The following is a 24,805-nucleotide window of genomic DNA, read 5'->3' as shown; positions in this document are numbered from 1 at the left end:
CCGCCGCGCGGCAACGGCACGGCCGGGAGGATGATAGAATCGTCGTTTGGTGCGCTCGCACCGCAGACTTCCACCCGCCCCTGGCAGAATCCAGGGCACTTGTGAGGAACCCAATGAAGACTGACATCCACCCCGACTACCAGGCCGTCGTGTTCCGCGACCTGGGCTCCGGCGACACCTTCCTGACCCGTTCGACGGTCACCAGCGACAAGACGATCGAGCTCGACGGTGTCACGTACCCCGTCATCGACGTCGAGATCTCGTCGGCGTCGCACCCGTTCTACACGGGCAAGCAGCGCATCATGGACTCGGCCGGCCGCGTCGAGAAGTTCAACCAGCGCTTCAAGAACTTCGGTGGCTCCAGCAAGTAAGCAGACCACCTCGAAGGCCCCGCTCCGGCGGGGCCTTCGTCTTTCCCGGCGTCTTTCCGGCGGTTCGGGTCGTGTGGGTTCGAGCAGGATCTCCTCCCCAACCGGCGGTGCGGCGAGTTGTCCACAGGAATTCGCGCTGACCGGGACATTTTTGGCGCGGATGTCGGAGGTCGAGGGAAGACTGGGGGTATGACGCACGCAGCGACGATCGCTCCCGACGGCCACGCCGACCAGGTGGAGTCGCTGCTGTGCGCGCTCGCCGACACGCGCCGCCGTCGTGCGGAACTCCATGCAGAGGAGGCGGCGTTGCTGGCAGCCGCGGTGGATCTGGCGCAGGCGCAGGTGGGCGGGGCTGGGCCGTCGACCGCGCGGGACATCCCGTTGCGGTCGTTGGCGGCGCAGATCGGTGTCGCGTTGCAGGTGACAGATCGCACGGTGCAACGGCGGATGTCGGACGCCGCGCTGCTCGTCAGCGGGTTTCCCGGCACGTTCGCGGCGCTGGGGGCGGGGGACATCTCCGCCGGACACATGCGGGAGATCATGGAGGCAGGTGCGCCGATCGTAGACGACGAGGTGCGGGCCGAGTTCGAGGCGGCGGCGGTCGAGGTGGCCCGGCGGGAGACACCGGGGCGGTTGCGGCCGGCGGTGCGCATGCTGGCGGCGCGACTGCATCCGGTGCCGTTGGCGGTCCGGCACGCGGAGGCGGCCTCGGCGCGTGACGTGTGGGTGCGGGACCTGGAGGACGGGATGGCGGAGCTGATCGCCACCCTGCCGGCGCACCTGGCCCACGGGATCCGCGACCGGCTCGACCGGATCGCTCGCGCCGACATCGACGCGCGCACCGTGATCGACACGGATGTCGGGGGTGACACGCTAGTACCCGAGCCCGCGGTCACGGACTGCCGTCGCATCGGTGAGGTGCGGGCGGACGCGTTCGCGGACCTGCTGCTGACCGGGCATGCGACCCCGGAGATCTCGAACGCGTCCTGGCCTGCGGGGGAGGCGATCGTCGCGCACGTGCAGGTCACGGTGCCGGTGATGGCGGTGCTCGGCGACGACAGTACCCCGGCCGAGATCGTGGGGCGCGCCCCGATCGACACCGCGACCGCGCTGCGGCTGGCGGGCACCGCGTCGGGGTGGGATCGGGTGCTCACCCATCCGGTCACCGGGAGCGTGCTGGCGGTCGACCGGTACCGGCCGTCGGATCAGCTGAAGCGGACGTTGCGGGTGCGTGACGAGCACTGTCGGTTCCCGGGCTGCCGGATGTCGACGAGCCGGTGCGACATCGACCACACCACCGCGCGGGAACACGACGGACCCACCGAGCTGACGAACCTCGCGCATCTCTGCCGACGGCACCACACCCTGAAGCATCACTCCGCGTGGCGGGTGAGACAGACACCCGACGGAGTGCTCCACTGGACCAGCCCGACCGGCCGCGAGTACCCCGACCAACCGGCACGCACCCTGGTCTTCGCCGTGGACTCCGATCCCGCACCACCACCGCCGTTCTGATCGCGGGGGCCCGCGGCCTCGTGTCAGGCTGTCGGCATGGACGACGTCGACAAGGACGAGCTCGCCGCGCTGCGTGAGCGTGCCTACGGCTCCGGAGCCGAGGGACTGAGCGATGCCGAGGCGGGGCGGCTGCGCGCGCTGGAGGAGCGCAGCCGGTCCTCGGCCCTCGGGGGACCACGTCGGGTGGAGTCCGTCGCCTCCCCCGGCGGGGCCGCCGCGACATCGGTGGCGCCACCGGTTCCCGTCGACGAGGCGCACACGAGCCACGCGGGACCCGACTCCGTTCAGGCGGCACCGCTCATGGCGCCGGAGTCTGGCGCTGCAGTGTCCGGGACGGCGAAGCTCCTCTTCGTAGTGGCCGCCGCGCTCATCCCGGTGGCCGCGGTCGGAGGCTTCCTGGCGGCGTCCGCGTTCGGCGAGGCACCTGCCGCGGTGACGCCGACGGCGCTCGCGATGGCGGACGATGTCGACGTCGAGCTCCGCGAACAGCAGCGCGCGCAGGTCACGGAGTTCCAGGAGTGGGACGACGATGTCACCTTCTGGGGCGCGGTCGAGGACCTCTCCCTGTGGTGGGGGACCGCTGACGGCACCACCTGTGTCGTGGTCGTCCTCGACGCAGGTGGTGCCGTGCCGATCTGCGCGGACAGCGACGCCGCACGCGCGCAGGGCATCCGGGAAGAGGTGGAGTTCTTCCATGTCGAGAGCGACGTCCCCGGCGCCGAAGGTCTGATCGACGTCACGGATGTGCCGTCGACGCGCGTCGTCTTCGCCGGCAATCCCTACACCGGGCAGTTCATCCTGCTGCGCGACCGCTGATGCTCAGCGGATCGGCCAGCTGCCGTCGAGCGCGTCGGCGGGATCGAGACGGCCGACGCGGATGAAGTACTCGGTGAGGCTCTCCGCCTGCGACCGCGCCCAGCCGATCTGCTGGGTGTGGAGCTCCTCAACGGCCTCCGGAAGGCGGAATCGTCCCGCCAGCGCCTGCGCGACGCGACCCGCGGCGATCGCATCGGCGGAGGCGTCATGCGCCCCCTCGAGGACCACCTGGTAGTGCGCAGCGACCACCTCCAGGGTGCGCTTGCCCTTGCGGTAGCGATCCATCGCCTTGTCGAGCACGAGCGGATCGATCACCGGCGACGGGTCGGCGATCGGAGCGACGCCGTGCCGGAGCGCATCGTGCTTGAGGAGGGAGAAGTCGTACGGCGCGTTGTAGGCGACGACGGGGATCCCGGCATCGAACAGGGCGCGCAGCTCGGCGACGACCTCGGCGACCACCTCGCGGGCAGGGCGGCCGTGCGCGCGGGCGTGGGCCGTGGTGATCCCGTGGACGGCCGTCGCTCCCGCGGGGATCTCGACGCCGGGGTCCGCCAGCCACGTCCGGGCGCGGACGAGCGTGCCGGTGTGGTCGAGGACGCCGACGTGCGCGGTGACGACGCGGTCTGCCCGCACATCGACGCCGGTCGTCTCCAGGTCGAACACGCCCACCGACCGCGCCCATGCCGGAAGAGCCGGCGCCGCGGCGGGCGTCGCCGCTCGCGTGCTCAGCCCGAAGTCGTCGTCATCCCACAGGGGGAGCGGCTCGGGGTACCACGCGTCCATGCCAACGACGCTAGGGGGACGCGCCGACATCGCGTGGCAGCGCCACGCTCGGCTCGTAGACTCGACGGGTGGCCGTTCAGAACCCCTATGCCGATCGCCTCGGGCGGATCCCCGTCGAGCGCCACGAGGTGGAGGTCCTCGGCGGGCGCACGGCCTACTGGGTCTACGGGCCCGCGGACGCCGCGACCACTATCCTCGCCGTGCACGGCTTCCGCGGCGACCACCACGGCCTCGAGCCGGTCGTCGCCTTCCTCGACGGCATCCGGGTCATCTCCCCGGACCTTCCCGGGTTCGGCGAGACCGCGCCCCTGCCGGGACGCACGCACACCCTCCAGACCTACGCCGATTGGCTCCGGGAGTTCGCGGCGGCCGCGGCTCCGGAGGCGATCGTGCTCGGCCACTCCTTCGGGTCGATCGTCTCGGCGGCTGCCGTCGCCGGCGGACTCCCCACCGAGCGGCTGATCCTCGTCAACCCGATCGGTGCGCCGGCGCTCGAGGGGCCGCGCGGCATCCTCACCCGCCTGGCGGTCCTCTACTACTGGGCCGGAGCGAAGCTTCCGCGCGTCCTCGGTGAGGCCGTGCTGCGCAGCCGCCTGATCGTGCGCGTCATGAGCGTCTCCATGGCCAAGACCCGGGATCGCCGGCTGCGCGCCTTCATCCACGGGCAGCACGACGACTACTTCTCCGGGTTCGCCGATCGCGACGTGCTCCGCGACGCGTTCGTGGCCTCGGTCTCCCACGACGTGCGCCGCTACGCTCCGGCGATCGACCAGCCCACGCTGCTGATCGCCGCCGACCGCGACGACATCACGCCGATCGCCGCGCAGCGTCACCTGCGCGAGCTGTTCCCGCAGGCCGAGCTGGTCGAGATCGCCGGAGTCGGACACCTGATCCACTACGAGACGCCGCAGCAGGCGGCATCGGCGGTCACGCGCTTTCTCGCGCCCTCCGACGCCGGTACGCGTTGACATTCATGCGGTTGCCGCAGTTGCCGGTGTCGCAGTAGCGCTTCGAGCCGTTCTTCGAGTAATCCACGTACACGGAACGGCAGTCGTCCGCGTCGCAGATGCGCACGCGATCCCACTGGTCGGCACGGATCACCTCGACGAACGCCATCGCCGCCTCCACGAGGATGCGCGTCGCCAGAGGCGCCGTCTCCTCCGTCGCGTGAATGTGCCAGTCGTACGCGTCGTGGATCACGAGCTGCGGCATCGCGCGCCCGTCGCGGAGCATCGCGTTGACGAGGGGGACGGCGCCGTCGCGGTCGACGTCCCAGAGCGCGCGCAGCGGACCGCGAATGCCGCGCACCGCGGTGAGCTCCTTCTCGTCGCGCATCATCGCGCCGGTGAACGGGAACTCCGTGAGGTAGGCCGCCATGTCGTCCTGCGAGGTGAGGCGGTCGACACCCTCCGAATCCGTGTCGGGGAGGGTGTTCACGAGCGCGACGGCGGCACGCAGCGACAGTTCCGTGTCACGAATGAAGACCATGTTGACTCCTGACGAAGGTGAGCGCTACTGTCACCAGTGTAAACAACGGTCACTCATGACAGGCAGGATTCCCGTGACCCAGACCGCTCCGCTCGCCGTCGTGGCGATCCCCAGCCGGACCGCCGAGCCCGGAGCCGCGCGCCGCCGCACCGCGGGCGTCACCATGGCCGTCGTGTCCGCACTCGCCTTCTCGTCCAGCGGACCGCTCGTCAAGCCGTTGCTGGAGGCGGGCTGGTCGCTGTCGGCGGCTCTCATCGTGCGCATGGGTCTCGCCGCCCTCGTCCTGTCGCCTGCGCTGGTGCGCGCGGTGCTGCGCGAACGCGGCTTCCTGCGCCGCCACGGCCTCGCGCTCCTGGCCTTCGGCCTCATCCCGGTCGCGGGGTGTCAGCTGCTCTTCTTCTCCGCGATGCAGCGGATGCCCGTCGCCGTCGCCCTGCTCATCCAGTACCTCGCCCCGGTGTTCCTGGTGGCCTTCGTCTGGCTGCGCACCCGCCGCGCGCCCTCGCGTCTCGTGGTGGTCGGCTCGGCCGTCGCGATCGCGGGGCTCGTGCTCGTCGTGGACATCTCGGGGGCGCGGTTCGATCTTCTCGGCACACTGCTGGCGCTGGGCGCCGCGCTGTGCGTCTGCGTGTACTTCGTCATGTCGGAGCGCACCGGCGACGACCTTCCGCCCCTCGCCCTCGCCTCGGGCGGCCTGCTCGTCGGCGCGGTGTTCACCGCCGTGCTCGCGGCGATCGGCGTCCTGCCCTTCTCGGCCCCCGACATCACGGTCGCATTCCGCGGTGTCGAGGTCCCGGGCTGGCTTCCGCTGCTGTGGGTCGGAGCCGTAGGGACCACGGTCGGCTACGCGCTCGGCGTCATGGCGGTGCCGCGCACCGGATCCCGGCTGGCGTCCTTCGTGGGTCTGTCCGAGGTCCTCTTCGCGCTCATGTTCGCCTGGCTGCTGCTGGCCGAGACGCCGGCGCCGATCCAGTTCCTCGGCGGGGGGCTGATCCTCGCCGGGGTGGTGCTCGTCCGCCTCGACGCCGACGCCCCGCCGGAGGTCACTGCTCCCGTCGAGCCGCTTCCAGGAGGGGGCGCACCCGGTACCCGATGACCTCGCCCATGACGAGCGAGGTCTCCGTGCGCTCGACGCCGTCGATCGACAGGATGCGGGCGTCGATGCCGAACAGGTGCTGCGTATCGCGCGCGGCGACGCGCGCCAGCAGGTCGACCTGGCCGCTCAGCCCGTGCGCCTGCAGGACTTCGGGGATCCGGGCCAGCTCCTCCGTGATGCGCGGGAGGTCCGCCTGCCGCACGACGATGCTGATCATCGCCTCGATCGGATAGCCGAGCGCCTCGGGCGCCATCGCGCGCTCGAAGGACCCGAACACGCCGGAGCGCTCGAGCTTCGCCATGCGCGCCTGCACGGTGTTGCGCGACAGGCCGAGCCGCTCGGCGAGGGCGACGACCGTCGCGCGGTGATCGTCGGCGAGCGCATCGAGCAGCTCGAGATCGACGTGATCGAGAGAACCCATAGTGCGAAACGATAGCAGGACGATCGCGGTCATACTGCGCAACATGCTCAACGCGTTCGCCATTGCTTGAGCTAGGTGCGCCAGCGACGTAGCCTCGGGTCACCGGCGACGAGGCCGGAGACTGTGCTTCGACGGCGCTCTCCACAAGAGCGCGCCGCCACCCGCAGAAGGGACGACGATGACGTACACCCCGACAACCGATGCCGAGCACCGCTCGGATCTCGACGAACCCGTGCAGCTGCTCACGCCGGCAGGCGAGCGGCGCCGCGATCCGCGCCTGGACGAGTGGGCCGACGACCTCGACCTCGACGCGCTGCGAGGGCTCTACCGCGACATGACGCTCGCCCGTCGCGTCGACGCCGAGGGCGTCGCACTGCAGCGGCAGGGCCAGCTCGGCCTGTGGGCGCCCGCGCAGGGCCAGGAGGCGATCCAGGTCGCGAGCGCTCGAGCCTGCCGCGCGGACGACTTCCTGTTTCCGAGCTATCGCGAGCACGGCGTGCTGCTCGTCCGCGGCGCGGCTCCGGCCGACCTCGTCCTCTCCTGGCGCGGCGAGGTGGCTTCGACCTACGACCCGGCCGAGCTCCGCGTCGCGCCCCCGCAGATCATCATCGGCGCGCAGACCCTCCACGCGGTGGGGTACGCCATGGGCATCCAGCGCGACGGCGCCGACCAGGTGGCCGTCGCGTACTTCGGCGACGGTGCGACCAGCCAGGGCGACGTCAACGAGGCCATGGTGTTCGCGGCCTCGTTCTCCGCCCCGGTCGTCTTCGTCTGCTCCAACAACCACTGGGCGATCTCCGAGCCGGTGACCGTCCAGGCGGCGCACCCGATCGCCGGACGCGCACCCGGATTCGGGATCCCCAGCATGCGCGTCGACGGCAACGACGCGATCGCCTGCACCGCGGCCATGCGCTGGGCCCTCGACCACGCCCGCAGCGGCGGGGGACCGGTCTTCCTCGAGGCCGTCACGTACCGCATGGGACCGCACACGACCTCCGACGATCCGTCGCGGTACCGGTCGAACGACGAGGTCGACCGCTGGCGGGCGAAGGATCCGCTGGCCCGTCTCGAGGCGCTGCTGCGCGCCGAGGGCGCGTTCGACGACGCCTTCCGCGCGGACGTCGACGCCGACGCGCTGTCGTACACGACGCAGATGCGCTCCGCCGCGATCGACGCGGTCTCGGCGCCGCCCCTGTCGGTGCTCGATCACGTCTATGCGGAGCCCCACAGCGGACTCGACGAACAGCGCCGCCGGTTCTCGGCCTATCTCGACGGCTTCGGGGACGACGAGGGAGGTGCACGATGACGAGCATCACGACGGGGAAGGCCTCGCTGACGATGGGCAAGGCGCTCGGAGCGGGCCTCCGGCGCGCCATGGCGGACGATGAGCGGGTGCTCGTGATGGGCGAGGACATCGGCAAGCTCGGCGGCGTCTTCCGGATCACCGACGGACTGCTCGACGAGTTCGGGCCGGCGCGCGTGATCGACACTCCGCTGGCGGAGTCCGGGATCGTGGGCACGGCCGTGGGTCTCGCGCTGCGCGGGTTCCGCCCGGTGGTCGAGATCCAGTTCGACGGCTTCGTCTACCCGGCCTTCGACCAGATCGTGTGTCAGGTCGCGAAGCTCCACTACCGCACGCGCGGCCGGGTGCGGATGCCGATCACCATCCGCATCCCGTGGGCCGGCGGAGTCGGCGCCGCGGAGCACCACTCCGAGTCGCCCGAGGCGTACTTCGTCCACACCGCCGGGCTGCGGGTGGTCGCGGTGTCCAATCCGCAGGACGCCTACACGATGCTGCGGCAGGCGATCGCCAGCGACGATCCCGTCGTCTTCTTCGAGCCCAAGCGTCTCTACCACGCCAAGGGCGACGTGGACCTGGACGCGCACATCGCCGACGCGGCTCCCATGGGACTCGCCCGTGTGGTGCGACAGGGGACGGACGTGACGCTGCTGACGTACGGCGCGCAGGTCGCCACCGCGATGGATGCGGCGACGGCGGCCGAGGACGAGGGCGTCTCGATCGAGGTCATCGACCTGCGCTCGCTCTCGCCGGTCGACTACCGCACGGTCACCGCGTCCGTCCGCAAGACGGGTCGCGTGGTCATCACCCATGAGGCGCCCGGCGAGGCGGGGATGGCGGCGGAGCTCATCGCGAGCATCACCGAGCAGTGCTTCCACCACCTCGAGGCGCCGCCCCTGCGTGTCACCGGGCACGACATCCCGTATCCGCCGGCGAAGCTCGAGAAGCACCACCTGCCGGATCTCGATCGGATCCTCGATGCCGTCGACCGCGTGCTCGACCGTCCGAACAGCTTCCCGGAGGTGGCGCCGTGATCGCCGAGTTCCGTCTGCCCGACCTCGGGGAGGGGCTCCCCGAGGCGGAGATCGTCCACTGGCATGTCGCACCCGGAGACACCGTCGAGCTGAATCAGACGATCGCCGAGGTGGAGACGGCCAAGGCCATCGTCGACCTGCCCTCTCCGTACGCCGGCGTCGTCCGCGACGTGAGCCACGCCGCGGGCGACGTCGTCGCGGTCGGCGAGCTGCTCATCTCCTTCGAGGTCCCCGGCGCGGACGACTCCGGCGCGCCCGGGTCCGGCGTCGAGGCGGGCGCCGGCCCGTCGACGGCGGCGGGAGCCGATGACGACGTGCAGACGCCGAACCTCGTGGGATACGGGGCTGCGCCTCGGACATCGGCTCGCCCGCAGCGTCGCACCCGGGGAGGGCGCCCCGCTGCGGGCCCGGACACCGCGGTGCTGGCCGCCGCCCCGCACGACGCGGTGGTGCCGAGCGAGCCGGAGCAGGTGCGACAGGAGCGGCCGCGTTCGACACCGCCCGTGCGCAAGCTCGCGAAGGACCTCGGGATCGATCTTGCCCTCGTGCCCGCTTCGGGATCGCACGGTGTGATCACCCGCGCCGACGTGGAGGCCCACGCTCTCCGCGCGGCAGCCGGCGCGCCCGGCGCGCCAGGCGCGTCCGACGCGGCCACGCCGGCGTCGGCGGCGGATCCCGTCGCCTCGGCCGCACCGCCCTCCGCGGCGGCCCGCGAGACGCGGATCCCCATCCGCGGGGTCCGCAAGGCGACTGCCGCCGCGATGGTGCGGAGCGCCTTCACCGCGCCGCACGTGACGACGTTCCTGACCGTGGACGTGACCGCCACGATGCGGCTGATCGAGGCCCTTCGCGCCGACAGGAGGCTGGAGGGCCACCGCATCGGCGTGCTGGCCGTCGTCGCGAAGGCGGTCTGCCTCGCACTGTCGCGCCACCCGGCGCTGAACTCGCGGTGGGACGAGCAGGCGGGCGAGATCGTCCAGTTCGGCTACGTCAACCTCGGCATCGCGGCGGCCACCGAGCGTGGGCTGGTGGTCCCGAACATCAAGGACGCCGACGCCCTCGATCTCGTGGCGCTCTCCGACGCGCTGGCCGACCTCGCCCGCGTCGCCCGCGACGGCCGGTCGGGTCTCGACCAGCTCAGCGGCGGAACGTTCTCGATCACGAACTTCGGCGTCTTCGGCGTCGATGCGGGAACGCCGATCCTCAACCCCGGCGAGGCGGGGATCCTGGGAATCGGCACGGTCCGTCGCCAGCCGTGGGAGCACGAGGGCGAGATCGCGCTGCGCGATGTCATGACGCTCAGCCTGTCGTTCGACCACCGACTCGCGGACGGCGAGCAGGGATCGCTCTTCCTCCGCGATGTCGCCGACATCCTGCGCGAGCCGGGCCGGGCGATGCTGCTGCGCTGAGCGGCCGAAGGCATGGCCCTCGCCGCTAGTCCGACAGGGCGGCGAGGGCCATGCCCCGCAGGATGCCGTGAAGACCTTCGGTGTCGGTCGTCCCGCGCGCGGTCCGCACGGTGTGCGGCGTCGAGTTGATCAGGCCGAGCGCGGCATGGGCGCGGACGCGGAGCTCGTCGTGGCTGCGCTGCGGATGGCGCGGGGCGAGTGCCGCCGTCCAGACCTCCACGTAGTCGCGCTGGAGCGCGCGGACCGTCTCCCTGTCCAGCGGGGTCAGGCTTGCGAGGTCGCGGTCCTGCACACGGATCACGTCGGATTCGGCCAGGGCGAAGTCGACGTGGAAGTCCACGAGCGCGGCGAGGCGGTGCTCGGGGCCTGCCGCGTCGTCCGTCACGGCACGCCCGCCGACGAGCAGTCGCTCGCTCACGCCCACGAGGATCTCCGCGAGGAGCGCCTGCTTGTTGGCGAAATGCCGGTAGACGGCGGGTCCGCTCACACCGACGGCAGCGCCGAGCTCCTCCAGGCTGACGCCCGCGAAGCCTCGCTCGGCGAACAGTCGCGCCGCAGCATGCAGCAGAGAACGGTGCCGGTCGGCCTTGGCGCGATCACGTTCGGTCACACCCGTTGCCATCTCAGTTACTCCTCGCTAACCTGATGGTGTCAGTTAGTGAAACCTAACCGGTCGCGCTCCGTGCGGACAACGGCCGTGACGCGATCGTGACGTCGATGGAGATGACATGGCCCTCAGCACCGCCCGGCTGGATCTGACCGAGGAGGAGCGCGAGCTCTCCGCGCTCGTCCGCCAGTTCGCCGACGAGGTCGTCGCGCCCACGTCCTACGAGGCGGACCGCACGAAGACGCTGCCCTGGGACGTGATCGCGCAGATGGGGGAGATGGGCCTGTTCGGCCTTCCGTTCCCCGAGGAGTACGGCGGGCAGGGAGGCGACTACTTCGCCCTGTGCCTGGCCATCGAAGCGCTCGCGCGCGTCGACCAGTCGATCGCGATCACGCTCGAGGCCGCGGTGAGCCTCGGCGCCATGCCCGTCTTCCGCTTCGGCACCGAGGAGCAGAAGCACGAGCTGCTCCCGCAGCTGCTCAGCGGCGAGGGCCTCGCCGCGTTCGGGCTCACCGAGCCGGAGGCGGGCTCGGACGCCGGCGCCACCCGCACGACGGCCAGGCGCGAGGGCGAGGAATGGGTGATCGACGGCGCGAAGCAGTTCATCACGAACTCGGGAACACCCCTGACGCGGTTCGTCACCGTCACGGCCGTGACGGGGGAGCGCGACGGTCGCAAGGAGATCTCGACGATCATCGTCCCGTCGGACACGCCGGGCTTCACCGTCGGCCCTGCGTACGACAAGGTGGGCTGGCACGCCTCGGACACCCACCCCCTCTCGTTCTCGGGCGTCCGGGTCCCGGCCGGGAACCTGCTGGGGGAGCAGGGTCGAGGGTTCGCCAACTTCCTCCACATCCTCGACGAGGGCCGCATCGCCATCGCGGCCCTCTCGACCGGGGCCGCCGAGGGGTGTCTGGAGGCAGCGGTCGACTATGCGCGACAGCGCACCGTGTTCGGCGAGCCGCTCGCGTCGCGCCAGAGCGTGCAGTTCACTCTCGCGCGGATGCAGCAGCGCGTTCACGTGTCGCGCCTGGCCTGGCAGCACGCCGCGCGCCTGCGCGACGCCGGGCAGCCGTTCAAGGCCGAGGCCGCGATCGCGAAGCTCACCGCCAGCGACGCCGCGATGGACAACGCTCGGGAGGCGACCCAGATCTTCGGGGGCAACGGCTTCATGAACGAGTACCCGGTCGGCAGGCACTACCGCGACTCCAAGATCCTCGAGATCGGCGAGGGCACGAGCGAGGTCCAGCTGCTGGTGATCGCGCGCGCGCTCGGCGTGGCATGATCCGGGTAGCGTGACAGCGTGAGCCAGCATTCCGGATTCGAGCAGCCAGGGACCGCCGTCCCCGGCCCGGCGCTCCTGTTCTGCCCCGCCGATCGCCCGGAGCGGTTCGAGAAGGCGCTCGCCCGGGCCGACGGGGTCATCCTCGATCTCGAGGACGCCGTCGCGGCGGATGCCAAGGCCGCCGCTCGCGGACATCTCATCGACGCGCAGCTCGACCCGGACCGTGTGGTCGTGCGCGTCAACCCGCCGGGGAGCGAGGACTTCGACGCCGACATGGCCACGCTGTCGCAGACCGACTTCCGGACCGTCATGGTCGCGAAGGCCTCGTCGCCCAAGCGCATCCGCCGCCTCGATCCCCGCTTCGCCGTGATCGCGCTGTGCGAGACGGCCGCGGGCGTCGCTGCGGCCGAGAAGCTCGCCGCACTCGACAACGTCGTCGCGCTGATGTGGGGCGCGGAGGATCTCGTGGCCTCGCTCGGCGGCACCTCCAGTCGCAAGCGCGGCGGAGGCTACCGCGACGTGGCCCGCTTCGCGCGGGCGCGCGTCCTGCTGGCGGCGGGCGCGGCCGGCAAGGCGGCGATCGACGCCGTCCACCTCGACATCGGCGACGAGCGCGGCCTGCGCCGCGAGGCCCGTGACGCCGCCGCGAGCGGATTCACCGCCACCGCCTGCATCCATCCGGCTCAGGTGCCGGTCGTGCGCGACGCGTACCGTCCCGACGCCGCGACGCTCGCGTGGGCCCGCGGGGTGCTGGCGGCGTCGCAGGGCGAGCGCGGCGTCTTCCGCCACGACGGCGTCATGGTCGACGAGCCCGTGCTGAGGCACGCGCGCGCGGTGCTGCAGCGCGCGGACTGAGTGCGGCGACCGGCCCCGGTCGGCCTGGGTCAGCCCCGGATGCCGGCGTAGTCGAGCAGGCTGAGACGGTCGCGCTCCACGAGGAAGGTGTGCGCCGATCCGTTCGCGAGGCGCTCGCCCGGGGCGGGGAACTCGCCTGCCGTGGCGTGCCGGATGAGTTCGCGGATGAGCGCGCCGTGGGAGACGACGACGAGCGAGGGCGCGGAGGGGAACGTCGCGCGCCGCGCATCGCGGATCGCGGCGCGCAGTCCGGCGAGCGCCCGCACCCGGACATCGGCCCACGCCTCGGCGTTCGGTACCACCGCGTGGTCCCAGTCGCCCCAGCGCTCGCGGAACGAGCCGATGTCGACCCCCTCGGCGTCGCCGTAGTTGCGCTCCCTCAGCTGTGCGTAGGCGCGCGGCTCCGCGGCACCCAGCCCCTCGGCGATGATCGCCGCGGTCTCGCGGGCCCGGGACAGATCGCTCGATGCGACGACGAGGGGCGCGTCCCCGGCCAGTCGCTCGCGCAGCAGGTCGGCCGCGTCGCGGGCCTGCCGCCGGCCGGTGTCGTTCAGGGGGATGTCGGTGGAACCCTGGATGAGGCGGCGGAGGTTCCAGTCGGTCTCGCCGTGGCGGACGAGGGTCAGGGTGGTCACCCTTCGAGCCTAACCGCGTCGCAGGCGCCGTCGGCGGCCGCGGGGCCGGCGGCGCACGGCGGCCTCACCTCAGCGCGGTGAGGGCCGTGCTGAGCACCTGCAGGACCTCGGTGGTGCCGGCATCGATCTTCACGGTCGCCTTCGCGTCGGCGCGCGTGTGGCCGCGGTTGACGATCACGACCGGCAGCTTGCGGCGGCGGGCGCGCTCGACCAGCCGCACGCCCGAGTTGACCACCAGAGACGAACCCGCCACGAGCAGGGCGTCGCTGGTGCGGACGAGCTGCTCGGCCTCGTTGAACTTCTCCACCGGCACGAACTCCCCGAAGAACACCACATCGGGCTTGAGCATGCCGCCGCAGACGCTGCACGCGGGGATCACGAAGCCGTCGCTGGACTCGGGGAGCACGTCTCCGTCCGGGCCCAGCCTCACGCTCTCCGGCACGGTGATCCAGGGGTTGTCGGCCTCCACGCGCACGGCGAGATCGCGACGATCGAACACCTGACCGCAATGGGTGCAGAACACGCGGCGCATCGTCCCGTGGAGCTCCACCACCCGGCGGCTCCCCGCGCGCACGTGCAGGCCGTCGACGTTCTGCGTGACGACGCCGGTGGCGACGCCGGCGCGTTCCAGCGCGGCGATGGCCTCGTGGCCGCCGTTGGGCGCCGACGCGGCGAACGTGCGCCAGCCGAGATGGCTTCCCACCCAGTACCGACGGCGTGCGTCCTCGCTCGAGAGGAACTGCTGCACGGTCATGGGGGTGCGGGTCGGCGCGCCCTTGCCGCGGTAGTCGGGGATCCCGGAGTCGGTCGAGACGCCGGCGCCGGTGAGGACGGCGATGCGCCGCCCCGCGAGCGCGTCCACGGCGCGGCCGAGCGCGGCGGCCGTGCCGTGATCGAGGTCGAGCACGCTCACCATCGTCGCCCCCCCTCTCGTCGCGTCACCTCGACACTACGCCCGCAGGTTTTCGGGCATGTTACGGCACGCGCCTCGCCGGGCCTCCGTCGAGGCGGACAGGGGGCGAGGCGGACAGGGACGAGGCGGACGGGGGACGAGGCGGACGGGAGCGCGGCGGCGTGCGACAGTGGAGGGATGGACATCGCCCGGATCGACGACGCCGCCGATCCGCGGCTGGCCGACTACCGCGACCTGACGGACATCGCCCTGCGGCGGGTGCTCGAGCCGGCCGGAGGGCTGTACATCGCGGAGTCGGCGAAGGTGCTCGCCCGCGCGCTCGCAGCAGGTCACCGGCCCCGCTCGGTGCTCGTCCAGGAGAAGTGGCTCGACGAGGCGGACGCGCTGCTCTCCTCGTCGGGCGCCGGCGACGTGCCGGTGTACGTCGTGTCCGGCACCGTCGCCGAGGCGCTCACCGGGTACGCGGTCCACCGCGGGGTCCTCGCGGCGATGCACCGGCCGGCCCTCCCTGCGGTGGTGGAGGTCGTGGCCGGGGCGCGCACGGTGCTCGTCCTCGAGGACATCGTCGACCACACCAATGTGGGTGCCGCGTTCCGCGCGGCGGCGGGACTCGGCGCCGATGCGGTGCTCGTGACCCCCAGGTGCGCCGATCCGCTCTACCGCCGCAGCGTGCGGGTGAGCATGGGCACCGTGTTCCAGGTGCCGTGGACGCGCCTTCCCGCGTGGCCCGAGGCGGGAGCGGTGCTGCACGACGCCGGACTCCATGTGGCCGCCCTCGCCCTCGCCGACGACGCGGTCCCGCTCGACGCGTTCGTCGCGGACCGCCCCGAGCGCGTGGCCCTGCTCCTGGGCACCGAGGGCGACGGATTGTCGAGGCGCGCACTGGCCGCCGCCGACACCGTGGTCACGATCCCCATGGCGGGCGGAGTGGACTCGCTGAACGTCGCCGCCGCGACCGCGGTCGCGCTGTGGGCTCTCCGCCCCGCTGGGGGCGACGCCGTCTGACGTCCGCTACGCCGGTGAGCCCGGCGAGGCGTTGCGATCGCGTGCGGGCGCCACCGTCTCGATGGGGAGGGCGTCGGGACGCTTGGCCGCGATGTGGTCGCCCGAGGACTGGTGGCGGAGACGGCGCAGCACCCAGGGGACGAGGTACTGGCGTGCCCAGACGATGTCGTTGCCGCGCGCGGCGCGCCAGGTGATCGTGGGGAGCGGGTCGGGCTGCATCGGCTGCAGGTCGTTGGGCACGTTGAGCGCGCGCAGCACCATCCGCGCGACCTCGTGGTGGCCCAGCGCGTTGTAGTGCAGGCGATCGTCGTCGAAGAAGCGCATGTCCTGCACCTCCTTGAGCGCCCACTGGTCGGCGACGATGCAGTCGTGCCGGTCGGCGATGGCCCGGATGTTCTCGTTGTAGATCGCCACGCGTCCGCGGATGCCGCGGAACACCGGCGTGAAGTTCGTGTCGATTCCGGTGAACACCACGACCGTCGCGCCCTGCGACGAGAGGCGCACGACGGCGTCCTCGAACTGCGCGGCCACCTCGTCCGGGTCGCCGCCGGGGCGGATGACGTCGTTGCCGCCCGCGGAGAAGGTGACGAGGTCGGGGGAGAGCGCCACCGCCGGCTCGACCTGGTCGGCGACGATCTGACCGATGAGCTTCCCCCGCACCGCGAGGTTCGCGTAGGCGAAGTCGTCCACCTGCGAGCCGAGGACCTCCGCGACGCGGTCAGCCCAGCCGCGATGGCCGCCGTCGGGCCCCGGGATCGGGTCGCCGATGCCCTCGGTGAACGAGTCTCCGATGGAGACCATCCGCCGCCAGGGGTGCGCGATCTCATTCGGCACATACGGAGTGCGGTGGTCGTCGGACGAGGGTTCGTTTCTGCGCATGTCTCTTCCTCGGCAGCGAGTGCCGTCCTGGGGGTCGCTTCGAGGCTACTCCCGCTCGCGAGCGTCTAGGGTGGTCACTCGTGACAGGGGACGAGCAGACGCATTTCGGCAGCTTCGCCGCCGAGCATCTGTCGCCGTCGTTCCCGCAGCGCGCCCCCTGGGGAACGGCGCAGAACCTCCGCGCCTGGCAGGCAGAGGCGCTGGAGGCCTACTTCGCCGCGGACGGCCCCGACGGCGTCGGGAACGGCCCGCGGGACTTCCTCGCCGCCGCCACGCCCGGCGCCGGCAAGACGACCTTCGCACTCCGGCTGGCCTCCGAGCTCCTGCGCCGGGGCGTCGTGGACCGCATCGTGGTGGTCGCGCCCACCGAGCACCTCAAGACGCAGTGGGCCGACGCCGCCGCCCGGGTCTCGATCCGGCTCGACCCCCGCTTCAGCAACCGGCACCACGCACCCGCTCGGCACTACCACGGCGTCGCAGTCACGTACGCCCAGGTGGCGGTGAAGGCATCGGTCCATCAACGCCTGGTGATGGACGCGCGCACGCTCGTGATCCTCGACGAGGTCCATCACGGCGGTGACGCGCTGAGCTGGGGAGAGGCCCTCCGCGAAGCCTACGGCCGGGCCACCCGCCGTCTCCTCCTGTCGGGAACGCCCTTCCGCAGCGACACGGCACCCATCCCGTTCGTCGAGTACCACCCGAATGCCAAGGGGATCCGGCTCTCGAAGACCGACTACAACTACGGCTACGGGCGCGCACTCGCCGACGGCGTCGTCCGCCCGGTGCTCTTCCTCGTCTACGCGGGCAAGATGCGGTGGCGCACGCGCGCGGGCGACGAGCTCGAGGCCCACCTCGGCCAGGACAACACGAAGGACATCACCGCTCAGGCGTGGCGGACGGCCCTCGACCCGGAAGGCGACTGGATCCCGGCGGTGCTGCAGTCCGCCGACCGCCGCCTGAGCGAGGTGCGCCAGGACGTGCCCGACGCGGGCGGCCTCGTCATCGCGACCGACCAGACCGCGGCCCGCGCGTACGCGGCGATCCTGCGCGAGATCACCGGTGAGCCGCCGACCGTCGTGCTCTCCGACGACAAGGCCGCCTCGGGGCGCATCGAGACGTTCGCCCAGTCGACGTCGCGGTGGATGGTGGCGGTGCGCATGGTGTCCGAGGGCGTGGACGTCCCGCGCCTGGCGGTCGGGGTGTACGCCACGAGCGCGTCGACGCCGCTGTTCTTCGCCCAGGCCATCGGGCGCTTCGTGCGCGCTCGCCGCCGCGGCGAGACGGCCTCCGTGTTCCTTCCGAACGTCCCGCAGCTGCTCGGGCTCGCCGGGGAGCTGGAGCGCGAGCGCGACCACGCCCTCGACCGCGAGAGCGACGGCGAGGACGGACTCGACGACGACCTCCTCGAGTCCGCTGAGCGGGAGGACAAGGCCTCCGACGCGCTGACCGAGGAGTTCACGTACCAGGCGCTGGGCTCGGTCGCCCACTTCGACCGCGTGCTCTACGACGGCAAGGAGTTCGGTCAGCTCGCTGTCCCGGGCACGCCGGAGGAGGAGGAGTTCCTGGGACTGCCGGGACTCCTCGAACCCGAGCACGTCCACGAGCTGCTCATGCAGCGCCAGGCGCGTCAGTCCCGTCACCGACGCCTGCGCGAGAAGTCGGCGGATGTCGCCGCACCGGGAGCGCCCGCCGACGACCTGCCCGCGCCGCTGCATCGCACGCTGCGGGAGCAGCGCCAGCTGCTCAACAGCCTGGTCGGCCTGTATGCGCGACAGAGCGGGGAGCCGCACGGCGCCGTGCACGCCGAGCTGCGTCGCGTGTGCGGGGGCCCCGAGGTCGCTCGCGCGACCGTGGCGCAGCTGCAGGCGCGGATCGACGTGATGCGGCGACGCGTCCGGGCCTGAGGGCGCACCGCGTCACCCGCGTCCGGTTCGGATCCCCGAAATGCTGGCAATGCCGCAAAACGGCGGATCCGGCCCCCGCGCGCCGATTACCGTGAACGGGTGAGCACGACTCCGCCATCCGGACCGACCCCCGCCGAGCCGACCTCCCGCGACCGGCGCCGCTGGGCCCAGTACCTCGTGGACGAGCGCAGCGAGGCCCGGGTCTACCGGGAGCTCGCCGAGCGGCGCGAGGGCGAGGAGCGGCTCATCCTGCTCGCGCTCGCCGACGCCGAGGGGCGCCACGAGGCGCACTGGCTGGAACTGCTCGGCGGGGAGCCGGCGCGGCTGCCGTCGCCGAGTGCCGGCTCGAGGATCCTCGGCTGGATGGCGCGCCGGTTCGGCTCGATCTTCGTGCTCGCGCTGGCCCAGAACGCGGAGGCGCGGTCGCCGTACGACTCCGAGCCGTTCGCGACCTCGCGGATGGCCGCCGACGAGAAGATCCACGGCGAGGTCGTCCGCGGGCTCGCCGCGCGGGGGCGCCGCCGCCTGTCGGGCACGTTCCGCGCCGCCGTCTTCGGCGCCAACGACGGGCTCGTCTCCAACCTCGCGCTCGTCATGGGCATCGGTGCGACCGGCGTGGCCCCGCAGTTCGTCCTGTTCAGCGGGATCGCCGGCCTCCTCGCGGGGGCGCTCTCGATGGGGGCGGGGGAGTACGTCTCGGTGCGCTCGCAGCGCGAGCTGCTCGATGCGACCGAGCCGAACGACCACGCCGACGACGTCCTGGCGGAGCTGGACATCGATGCGAACGAGCTCGCGCTCGTCTACCGGACGCGCGGCATGGACGAAGAGGAGGCCATGGCGCACGCGCGAGAGATCGTCACCGCGGCCCAGGGCTCCGACACCGGCACTGCTGTCCGCGTGCACGAGCGCGGCGGCGACCACGAGGTGGTCGGCAGCGCGCTCGGAGCGGCGGGCTCGAGCTTCCTGTTCTTCGCCTCGGGCGCCATCATCCCCGTCCTGCCCTGGCTGTTCGGACTCTCGGGTCTTCCCGCCGTGGCCCTGGCCCTGGCGATGGTCGGCGTGGCGCTGCTGGCGACCGGGGCGACCGTCGGACTGCTGTCGGGGGCGCCGCCGCTGCGGCGCGGGCTCCGGCAGCTCGCGATCGGGTTCGGGGCGGCGGCGATCACCTACCTCCTCGGCCTGCTGTTCGGGGTGTCCGTCGCCTGAGGCCGGGTTCGGAGCCGCGCACGGAACGTGCTAGGCTCGATCCTCGGTTGGTGACAACCACACACCCATGCGCGGGTGGCGGAATAGGTAGACGCGCTAGCTTGAGGTGCTAGTGCCCGTATAGGGCGTGGGGGTTCAAGTCCCCCCTCGCGCACAGAACGAAAAGGGTCCCGATCGGGGCCCTTTTCGCATTCCCGGGGATGGCGGGGCGGCGCGGCCCGCTCCGGTAGCGTGGAGCGCATGTCCGAGCCCGACGAACTGCCCGAGGTCGTGCGCCTCGCGCGCGACCTGATCCGGATCGACACGACCAACTGGGGCGAGGGCCGTTCGGCGGGCGAGCGCGAGGCCGCCGAGTACGTCGGGTCCCACCTCGAGTCCCTCGGCCTGGCCCCCGAGTACTACGAGCCGGTCCCGCGACGCACGAATCTCTCGGTCCGCATCCCCGGACGCGACCGCGACAAGCCGGCTCTCGTCCTCCACGGGCACCTGGACGTGGTGCCCGCCGTCGCCGAGGACTGGAGCGTCGACCCGTTCGGCGGCGAGATCCGCGACGGCATGCTGTGGGGCCGGGGCGCGGTCGACATGAAGGACATGGACGCGATGATCCTGGCGTCGGTGGGGAGCCTGCTGCGCGCCGGCGAGCAGCCGGCGCGCGACCTCATCCTCACCTTCTTCGCCGACGAGGAGAACGGCGGCGTCGAGGGCTCCCAGCTCGTCGTGCGCGACCGGCCCGACTGGTTCGCCGGTGCGACGGAGGCGATCAGCGAGGTGGGCGGCTACTCCATCCCCGTCGGCGACCGGCGCGCCTACCTGCTGCAGGTGGGGGAGAAGGCCCTGGTGTGGCTGCGCCTGCGCGCGCGGGGCGTCGCCGGCCACGGGAGCCGGTTCCACCCCGACAACGCCGTGACGCGGCTCGCCGAGGCGGTCGCCGCCCTCGGCCGCACGTCCTGGCCGGTCGCCCTCACCGACACCACCCGGCAGACTGTCGCGGGGCTCGCCGCCCTCTGCGGGGCCGACGCATCCGACCCGGATGCGGTGGCGGACCGGACCGGACCCGCCGCGGGCTTCCTGCGCTCGACCCTGCGGACCACCACGAACCCGACGGGGCTGACCGCGGGATACAAGCACAACGTCATCCCCGATGCGGCTGTCGCGACGATCGACGTGCGGACCCTGCCCGGGCGCGAGGACGAGGTGCTCGCCGAGATCCAGCGCATCGTGGGCGACGACATCGTCGTCGAGGTCTCGCACCGCGACATCGGTCTGGAGACGCCCTTCGCCGGTCCGCTGGTGGAGGCGATGGTCGGCGCCCTCGAGACCCACGACCCGGGCGTCCCCGTCATCCCTTACCTGATGGGGGGCGGCACGGACAACAAGGCGCTCGCGGAGCTCGGCATCGCCGGTTACGGATTCGCTCCGCTGCGCCTGCCGCGGGACCTCGACTTCACCGGTATGTTCCACGGGGTGGACGAGCGCGTTCCGCTGGACGCGCTGACGTTCGGCCAGCGCGTGCTCACCGATCTGATCCGCACCTACTGAGAGGCTTCCATGGGCTCCTTCTTCGACGCGATCATCCTCGGCATCGTCCAGGGGCTGACCGAGTTCCTGCCGATCTCCTCGAGCGCGCATCTGCGGATCGTCGGCGAGATCCTGCCGGCCGCCCAGGACCCGGGCGCCACCTTCACGGCGATCACCCAGATCGGCACCGAACTGGCCGTCCTCGTGTACTTCTGGAGCCGCATCATGCGGATCATCGCGCAGTGGTTCCGCTCGCTGACCGGGCGTGTGCCCCGCAACGACCCGGACGCGCGCATGGGCTGGATCGTGATCATCGGCACCCTGCCGATCGGCGTGCTCGGCTTCCTCTTCCAGGACATCATCCGCGACACGTTCCGCAACCTCTGGCTGGTGGCGATCGTCCTCATCGTCTTCGGCCTGCTCCTCGGCGCCGCCGACGCGCTCGGCTCCCGCACCCGCACCGAGAAGGACCTGACCTACCCGCACGGCCTGTCGCTGGGTCTCGCGCAGGCGCTCGCCCTCATCCCGGGCGTCTCGCGCTCGGGCGCGACGACCACGATGGGGCTCGCGCTCGGCTACACCCGGCCCGCGGCGGCCGAGGTGGCGTTCCTGCTCGCCGTCCCGGCGGTGTTCGGCAGCGGACTCTACGAGCTGTACCACGCCATCCGCGAGCCGGGTGCCCAGGTGTTCACGATGCTCGAGACCGGCGTGGCGACCGTGGTCGCGTTCGGCGTCGGCCTCGCCGTCATCGCCTTCCTCATGCGCTACCTCAGCCGCGGCAGCTTCCTGCCGTTCGTGCTGTACCGGCTCGCGCTCGGCGTGGTGCTCCTGATCCTGCTGGCCACCGGGGTGATGCAGGCGTACTGAGTCCGCAGGCCCGGCGAGCCCGCCCGCCTGCGGCGAGCGCAGGTCTGCGGGCGGCGCCGAGCGGCGTCAGCGCCGTGGGTCGTCGCGGCCGGGCTTGTGCGGCCCTTCGCCGCCGCGCCGGAGGTACTTCTCGAACTCCTGCGCGATGGCGTCCCCCGAGGCCTCGGGGGAGTCCCACGTGTCGCGCGTGGCCTCCAGCTGGTGGATGTACTCGGTCATCTCCTCGTCGTCGGCCGCCGCCGCGTCGATGGATGCCTCCCAGGCCAGCGCCTCGGCGGGCAGCTGGCCGCGGTCCAGCGCAGCCCCCGACAGGTCGGCGAGCCGGTCGAGGAGAGCAAGCGTCGCCTTCGGCGACGGCGTGTGTCCGGCGACGTAGTGGGGGACGCTCGCCCACAGCGCCACCGTGGGGATCCCCGCCTCTTCGGCGGCCGCGCTCAGGACGCTCAGGATCCCGACGGGGCCCTCGTAGGTGGGACGCTCCAGCGAGAGGGTGGTGCGCAGCTGCTCGTTGTCGCTGCCCGAGAAGACGGAGATCGGCCGGGTGTGGGGGACGTCGGACATCATCGATCCCAGGGCGACGATGCCGGTGATGTCCTCGCTGAGAGCCGCGTCGACGAGCTCGGCGGCGAACGCCTGCCACGCGCGGGCGGGCTCGACGCCGGTCAGGAGCCACAGCCGGGGGCCCTCGGCGCCGTACGGGGGGCGCCAGAGCGTGGCGTCGGGCCAGACGAGCTCCCGTGACCCGTCGGCAGCCAGGCGCACGTGCGGGCGCGTGTACTGGTAGTCGAAGTAGAGCTCCGGATCGACCGCGTAGACCGACTCGTACTCGCTGGTGGCCCGCAGGTGCGCGACGGCTGCGGAGGCCGCCTCGCCCGCATCGTTCCACCCGTCGAAGGCGATGACGAGAACGCGTTGACCCAGACCGTCCACCCCGCTCCTTCCGTCCGTGAGGCGTCCCCCCACGATACGCCCGCGCGGCCGGCACGGGGACGGCGCGCCCCGGGGCCTCGATACGACGGCGCTCGATACGACGGCCCTGGATGCGACGGGCGTGGGAGCCGACGGGCCTTCGATGCCCACGGGCCCTCGATACGATGGAACGATGAGCTCCGCCCTCCCCGCCGCCGTCCTCTGGGACATGGACGGCACCCTCGTCGACACCGAGCCCTACTGGATCGCGGCCGAAGCGCCGCTCGTCGAGCGGTTCGGCGGGACGTGGACCCACGAGCAGTCGCTGCAGATGGTGGGCATGGGCCTGGAGGACGCGGGTCGCATCCTGCAGGACGCCGGAGTCCGGATGCCTGTCGCGGAGATCATCGACTACCTCACCGCCGAGGTGATGACCCAGCTGCGCGCCGAGGGCGTCCCCTTCCGTCCGGGGGCCAAGGAGCTGCTGCAGAGCCTGCGCGCCGCAGGGGTCCCGACGGCCCTGGTCACGATGTCGATGCGCAGGATGGCCGTCGAGATCGTCGAGCTGATCGAGTTCGACGCCTTCGACCTGGTCGTCGCCGGCGACGACGTCGACCGCCCGAAGCCGTTCCCCGACCCCTACCTGCAGGCGTGCGAGGCGCTCGGCGTGCGTCCCGAGGACGTCGTCGCGATCGAGGACTCGCCGAACGGGCTGCGGTCCGCGCTGGCCGCGGGGATCGCGTCGATCGGCGTCCCGAACGTCGTCTCGCTCGTCGGGGTCGGCGCCCACGAGCTGTGGGCCACGCTCGAGGGGCGCACCGCCGCCGATCTCTCGGCCTTCCACGCCGCCCACCGCCAGGAGACCCCCGCGTGAACACCGACCTGCGACCGAGCGGACCGTTCCGCTACGGGGACCGCGTGCAGCTGACCGGACCGAAGGGGCGCCTCCACACGGTGACCCTGCGCGAGGGCGGCGAGCTCCACACCCATCACGGCGTCCTCAAGCACCAGGACGTGGCGGGGCAGCCGGACGGCTCCGTCGTCGTCAACAGCGGCGGTCATGAGTACCTCGCCCTCCGCCCACTCCTGCGCGACTTCGTGATGTCGATGCCGCGCGGCGCGGCCATCGTCTACCCGAAGGACGCCGCGCAGATCCTCGCGGCGGCCGACATCTTCCCCGGCGCGACCGTGGTGGAGGCCGGCGTCGGCTCCGGCGCGCTGTCGCTCTGGCTGCTCCGCGCCATCGGGTCCGAGGGGAGCCTCGTCTCCTTCGAGCGGCGCGAGGAGTTCTCCCAGGTGGCCGAGGCCAACGTGGAGACCTTCCTCGGCCATTACCCCGACACCTGGCGCGTCGTCGTCGGCGACCTCGTCGAGGAGCTGCCCACGGCCGTGGCGCCGGGGACGGTGGATCGGGTGATCCTCGACATGCTGGCCCCGTGGGAGTGCATCGACGCGGTCGCCGACGCGCTCACCCCCGGGGGCGTCGTGCTGTGCTACATCGCCACGGCGACCCAGCTCAGCCGTGTGGCGGAGTACCTGCGGGGCACCGGGCTGTTCACCGAGCCGGAGGCCACCGAGACGATGGTGCGCGGCTGGCACGTCGAGGGTCTCGCCGTGCGGCCCGATCACCGCATGGTCGCCCACACCGGCTTCCTCATCACCGCGCGGCGGCTCGCGCCGGGCGCGGTGCCGCCCGACGTGCGCAAGCGCGCGCTGAAGAAGCCGAGCTACGCCGCCGCCGACGTGGAGGCGTGGACCCCGGGCGCCGTCGGCGACCGCCAGATCACGGAAAAGACCCTGCGCAAGCGGGTCCGCGAGGCGCAGCGCGCCGTCGACGGCGCCCGCCGCGCGTCCGAGGGCGACACCGGCGACGCCGTAGACTGATCCGGTGCTGCGCCGGATCCCTGCCTCTCTCGCCGTCCTCGGCCTGACCGCCCTGGCCCTCGTGGGCTGTTCGTCGGCGGCGGCCCCCGCCACCTGCGAGCGTCC

General features: G+C 72.2%; 25 protein-coding genes and 1 tRNA gene. 18 read left to right on the top strand and 8 right to left on the bottom strand.

What is annotated here, in order from left to right:
• Positions 1–113: 113 nt before the first annotated feature.
• From QQZ13_RS06325 to QQZ13_RS06315, 3 genes are all read left to right on the top strand, one after another.
• Positions 114–371: a type B 50S ribosomal protein L31 gene (locus QQZ13_RS06325; protein WP_284528246.1), complete on the top strand. Its 258-nt coding sequence runs from the start codon at positions 114–116 to the stop codon at positions 369–371.
• Between the two features lie 189 nt (positions 372–560).
• A complete protein-coding gene (locus QQZ13_RS06320; RefSeq protein WP_284528245.1) occupies positions 561–1,886 on the top strand; it encodes an HNH endonuclease signature motif containing protein in 1,326 nt (441 codons plus the stop codon).
• Positions 1,887–1,922: 36 nt separating this feature from the next.
• A complete protein-coding gene (locus tag QQZ13_RS06315) occupies positions 1,923–2,702 on the top strand; it encodes a hypothetical protein (protein ID WP_284528244.1) in 780 nt (259 codons plus the stop codon).
• 3 nt (positions 2,703–2,705) lie between these two features.
• On the opposite strand, the gene QQZ13_RS06310 is transcribed toward QQZ13_RS06315, so the two are convergent.
• Positions 2,706–3,485: a 3'-5' exonuclease gene (locus tag QQZ13_RS06310; protein ID WP_284528243.1), complete on the bottom strand. Its 780-nt coding sequence runs from the start codon at positions 3,483–3,485 to the stop codon at positions 2,706–2,708.
• A gap of 68 nt (positions 3,486–3,553) precedes the next feature.
• Between QQZ13_RS06310 and QQZ13_RS06305 the strand changes: the two genes are divergently transcribed.
• Positions 3,554–4,453 carry an alpha/beta fold hydrolase gene (locus tag QQZ13_RS06305; RefSeq protein WP_284528242.1) on the top strand — a complete coding sequence of 300 codons (900 nt, stop codon included), beginning with the start codon at positions 3,554–3,556 and terminating at the stop codon, positions 4,451–4,453.
• On the opposite strand, the gene QQZ13_RS06300 is transcribed toward QQZ13_RS06305, so the two are convergent.
• A complete protein-coding gene (locus QQZ13_RS06300; protein WP_284528241.1) occupies positions 4,413–4,973 on the bottom strand; it encodes a CGNR zinc finger domain-containing protein in 561 nt (186 codons plus the stop codon). The genes QQZ13_RS06305 and QQZ13_RS06300 overlap by 41 nt on opposite strands.
• Positions 4,974–5,046: 73 nt before the next feature.
• Here QQZ13_RS06300 and QQZ13_RS06295 point away from each other — a divergent pair, with 73 nt between their 5' ends.
• Positions 5,047–6,069, top strand: coding sequence for a DMT family transporter (locus tag QQZ13_RS06295; protein ID WP_284528240.1), 1,023 nt, complete (start codon positions 5,047–5,049; stop codon positions 6,067–6,069).
• Here the strand turns inward: QQZ13_RS06295 and QQZ13_RS06290 are convergent.
• Positions 6,017–6,490, bottom strand: a complete 474-nt coding sequence (locus QQZ13_RS06290) for an Lrp/AsnC family transcriptional regulator (RefSeq protein WP_284528239.1) — start codon at positions 6,488–6,490, stop codon at positions 6,017–6,019. The two genes, QQZ13_RS06295 and QQZ13_RS06290, sit on opposite strands and share 53 nt — an antisense overlap.
• 178 nt (positions 6,491–6,668) lie before the next feature.
• Here QQZ13_RS06290 and pdhA point away from each other — a divergent pair, with 178 nt between their 5' ends.
• Genes pdhA through QQZ13_RS06275 form a run of 3 tightly spaced genes read left to right on the top strand, consistent with a single transcriptional unit; the run spans position 6,669 to position 10,233 of the window.
• Positions 6,669–7,796 (top strand): pyruvate dehydrogenase (acetyl-transferring) E1 component subunit alpha, encoded by a 1,128-nt coding sequence (gene pdhA, locus QQZ13_RS06285; protein ID WP_284528238.1) that lies wholly within the window; start codon positions 6,669–6,671, stop codon positions 7,794–7,796.
• The gene (locus QQZ13_RS06280; RefSeq protein WP_284528237.1) at positions 7,793–8,824 is read left to right on the top strand and encodes an alpha-ketoacid dehydrogenase subunit beta; all 1,032 of its coding nucleotides are present in this window, start codon (positions 7,793–7,795) and stop codon (positions 8,822–8,824) included. The genes pdhA and QQZ13_RS06280 overlap by 4 nt, the downstream gene beginning before the upstream one ends.
• Positions 8,821–10,233, top strand: coding sequence for a dihydrolipoamide acetyltransferase family protein (locus QQZ13_RS06275; protein WP_284528236.1), 1,413 nt, complete (start codon positions 8,821–8,823; stop codon positions 10,231–10,233). The genes QQZ13_RS06280 and QQZ13_RS06275 overlap by 4 nt, the downstream gene beginning before the upstream one ends.
• A 25-nt stretch (positions 10,234–10,258) precedes the next feature.
• Here QQZ13_RS06275 and QQZ13_RS06270 read toward each other — a convergent pair whose 3' ends face one another.
• Complete coding sequence (locus QQZ13_RS06270; RefSeq protein ID WP_284528235.1) at positions 10,259–10,855, bottom strand: TetR/AcrR family transcriptional regulator; 597 nt, start codon at positions 10,853–10,855, stop codon at positions 10,259–10,261.
• A gap of 106 nt (positions 10,856–10,961) precedes the next feature.
• Between QQZ13_RS06270 and QQZ13_RS06265 the strand changes: the two genes are divergently transcribed.
• On the top strand, positions 10,962–12,125 hold the full coding sequence (locus tag QQZ13_RS06265) for an acyl-CoA dehydrogenase family protein (RefSeq protein WP_284528234.1): 1,164 nt from the start codon (positions 10,962–10,964) through the stop codon (positions 12,123–12,125).
• 18 nt (positions 12,126–12,143) lie between these two features.
• Positions 12,144–12,980, top strand: coding sequence for a CoA ester lyase (locus QQZ13_RS06260; RefSeq protein WP_284528233.1), 837 nt, complete (start codon positions 12,144–12,146; stop codon positions 12,978–12,980).
• A gap of 29 nt (positions 12,981–13,009) precedes the next feature.
• On the opposite strand, the gene QQZ13_RS06255 is transcribed toward QQZ13_RS06260, so the two are convergent.
• On the bottom strand, positions 13,010–13,615 hold the full coding sequence (locus QQZ13_RS06255) for a histidine phosphatase family protein (RefSeq protein WP_284528232.1): 606 nt from the start codon (positions 13,613–13,615) through the stop codon (positions 13,010–13,012).
• A 64-nt stretch (positions 13,616–13,679) separates the two neighbouring features.
• Complete coding sequence (locus QQZ13_RS06250) at positions 13,680–14,531, bottom strand: Sir2 family NAD-dependent protein deacetylase (RefSeq protein ID WP_284528231.1); 852 nt, start codon at positions 14,529–14,531, stop codon at positions 13,680–13,682.
• Between the two features lie 174 nt (positions 14,532–14,705).
• Here QQZ13_RS06250 and QQZ13_RS06245 point away from each other — a divergent pair, with 174 nt between their 5' ends.
• The gene (locus tag QQZ13_RS06245) at positions 14,706–15,533 is read left to right on the top strand and encodes an RNA methyltransferase (protein ID WP_284528230.1); all 828 of its coding nucleotides are present in this window, start codon (positions 14,706–14,708) and stop codon (positions 15,531–15,533) included.
• Positions 15,534–15,539: 6 nt separating this feature from the next.
• Here the strand turns inward: QQZ13_RS06245 and QQZ13_RS06240 are convergent, their stop codons facing one another.
• Positions 15,540–16,412 carry an SGNH/GDSL hydrolase family protein gene (locus QQZ13_RS06240; protein ID WP_284528229.1) on the bottom strand — a complete coding sequence of 291 codons (873 nt, stop codon included), beginning with the start codon at positions 16,410–16,412 and terminating at the stop codon, positions 15,540–15,542.
• 80 nt (positions 16,413–16,492) lie between these two features.
• Here QQZ13_RS06240 and QQZ13_RS06235 point away from each other — a divergent pair, with 80 nt between their 5' ends.
• From QQZ13_RS06235 to QQZ13_RS06215, 5 genes are all read left to right on the top strand, one after another.
• Positions 16,493–18,316, top strand: coding sequence for a DEAD/DEAH box helicase (locus QQZ13_RS06235; RefSeq protein ID WP_284528228.1), 1,824 nt, complete (start codon positions 16,493–16,495; stop codon positions 18,314–18,316).
• A 99-nt stretch (positions 18,317–18,415) separates the two neighbouring features.
• Positions 18,416–19,522 (top strand): VIT1/CCC1 family protein, encoded by a 1,107-nt coding sequence (locus tag QQZ13_RS06230; RefSeq protein ID WP_284528227.1) that lies wholly within the window; start codon positions 18,416–18,418, stop codon positions 19,520–19,522.
• Positions 19,523–19,591: 69 nt separating this feature from the next.
• Positions 19,592–19,676 (top strand) — tRNA-Leu (locus tag QQZ13_RS06225).
• An 86-nt stretch (positions 19,677–19,762) separates the two neighbouring features.
• Positions 19,763–21,061: a M20/M25/M40 family metallo-hydrolase gene (locus tag QQZ13_RS06220; RefSeq protein ID WP_284528226.1), complete on the top strand. Its 1,299-nt coding sequence runs from the start codon at positions 19,763–19,765 to the stop codon at positions 21,059–21,061.
• Between the two features lie 9 nt (positions 21,062–21,070).
• On the top strand, positions 21,071–21,907 hold the full coding sequence (locus QQZ13_RS06215) for an undecaprenyl-diphosphate phosphatase (RefSeq protein WP_284528225.1): 837 nt from the start codon (positions 21,071–21,073) through the stop codon (positions 21,905–21,907).
• Positions 21,908–21,973: 66 nt separating this feature from the next.
• On the opposite strand, the gene QQZ13_RS06210 is transcribed toward QQZ13_RS06215, so the two are convergent.
• Positions 21,974–22,837 (bottom strand): PAC2 family protein, encoded by an 864-nt coding sequence (locus tag QQZ13_RS06210; RefSeq protein WP_284528224.1) that lies wholly within the window; start codon positions 22,835–22,837, stop codon positions 21,974–21,976.
• 172 nt (positions 22,838–23,009) lie between these two features.
• Here QQZ13_RS06210 and QQZ13_RS06205 point away from each other — a divergent pair, with 172 nt between their 5' ends.
• Both QQZ13_RS06205 and QQZ13_RS06200 read left to right on the top strand, forming a co-directional pair.
• Positions 23,010–23,690: an HAD family phosphatase gene (locus tag QQZ13_RS06205; protein WP_284528223.1), complete on the top strand. Its 681-nt coding sequence runs from the start codon at positions 23,010–23,012 to the stop codon at positions 23,688–23,690.
• Complete coding sequence (locus QQZ13_RS06200; RefSeq protein ID WP_284528222.1) at positions 23,687–24,700, top strand: tRNA (adenine-N1)-methyltransferase; 1,014 nt, start codon at positions 23,687–23,689, stop codon at positions 24,698–24,700. Before QQZ13_RS06205 ends, QQZ13_RS06200 begins: the two co-directional genes overlap by 4 nt.
• Positions 24,701–24,805: the final 105 nt, after the last annotated feature.

It is taken from the genome of Microbacterium sp. T2.11-28, from assembly GCF_950097975.1.
Taxonomy (GTDB): domain Bacteria; phylum Actinomycetota; class Actinomycetes; order Actinomycetales; family Microbacteriaceae; genus Microbacterium.
This window is presented reverse-complemented; position numbering and strand designations above follow the sequence as displayed.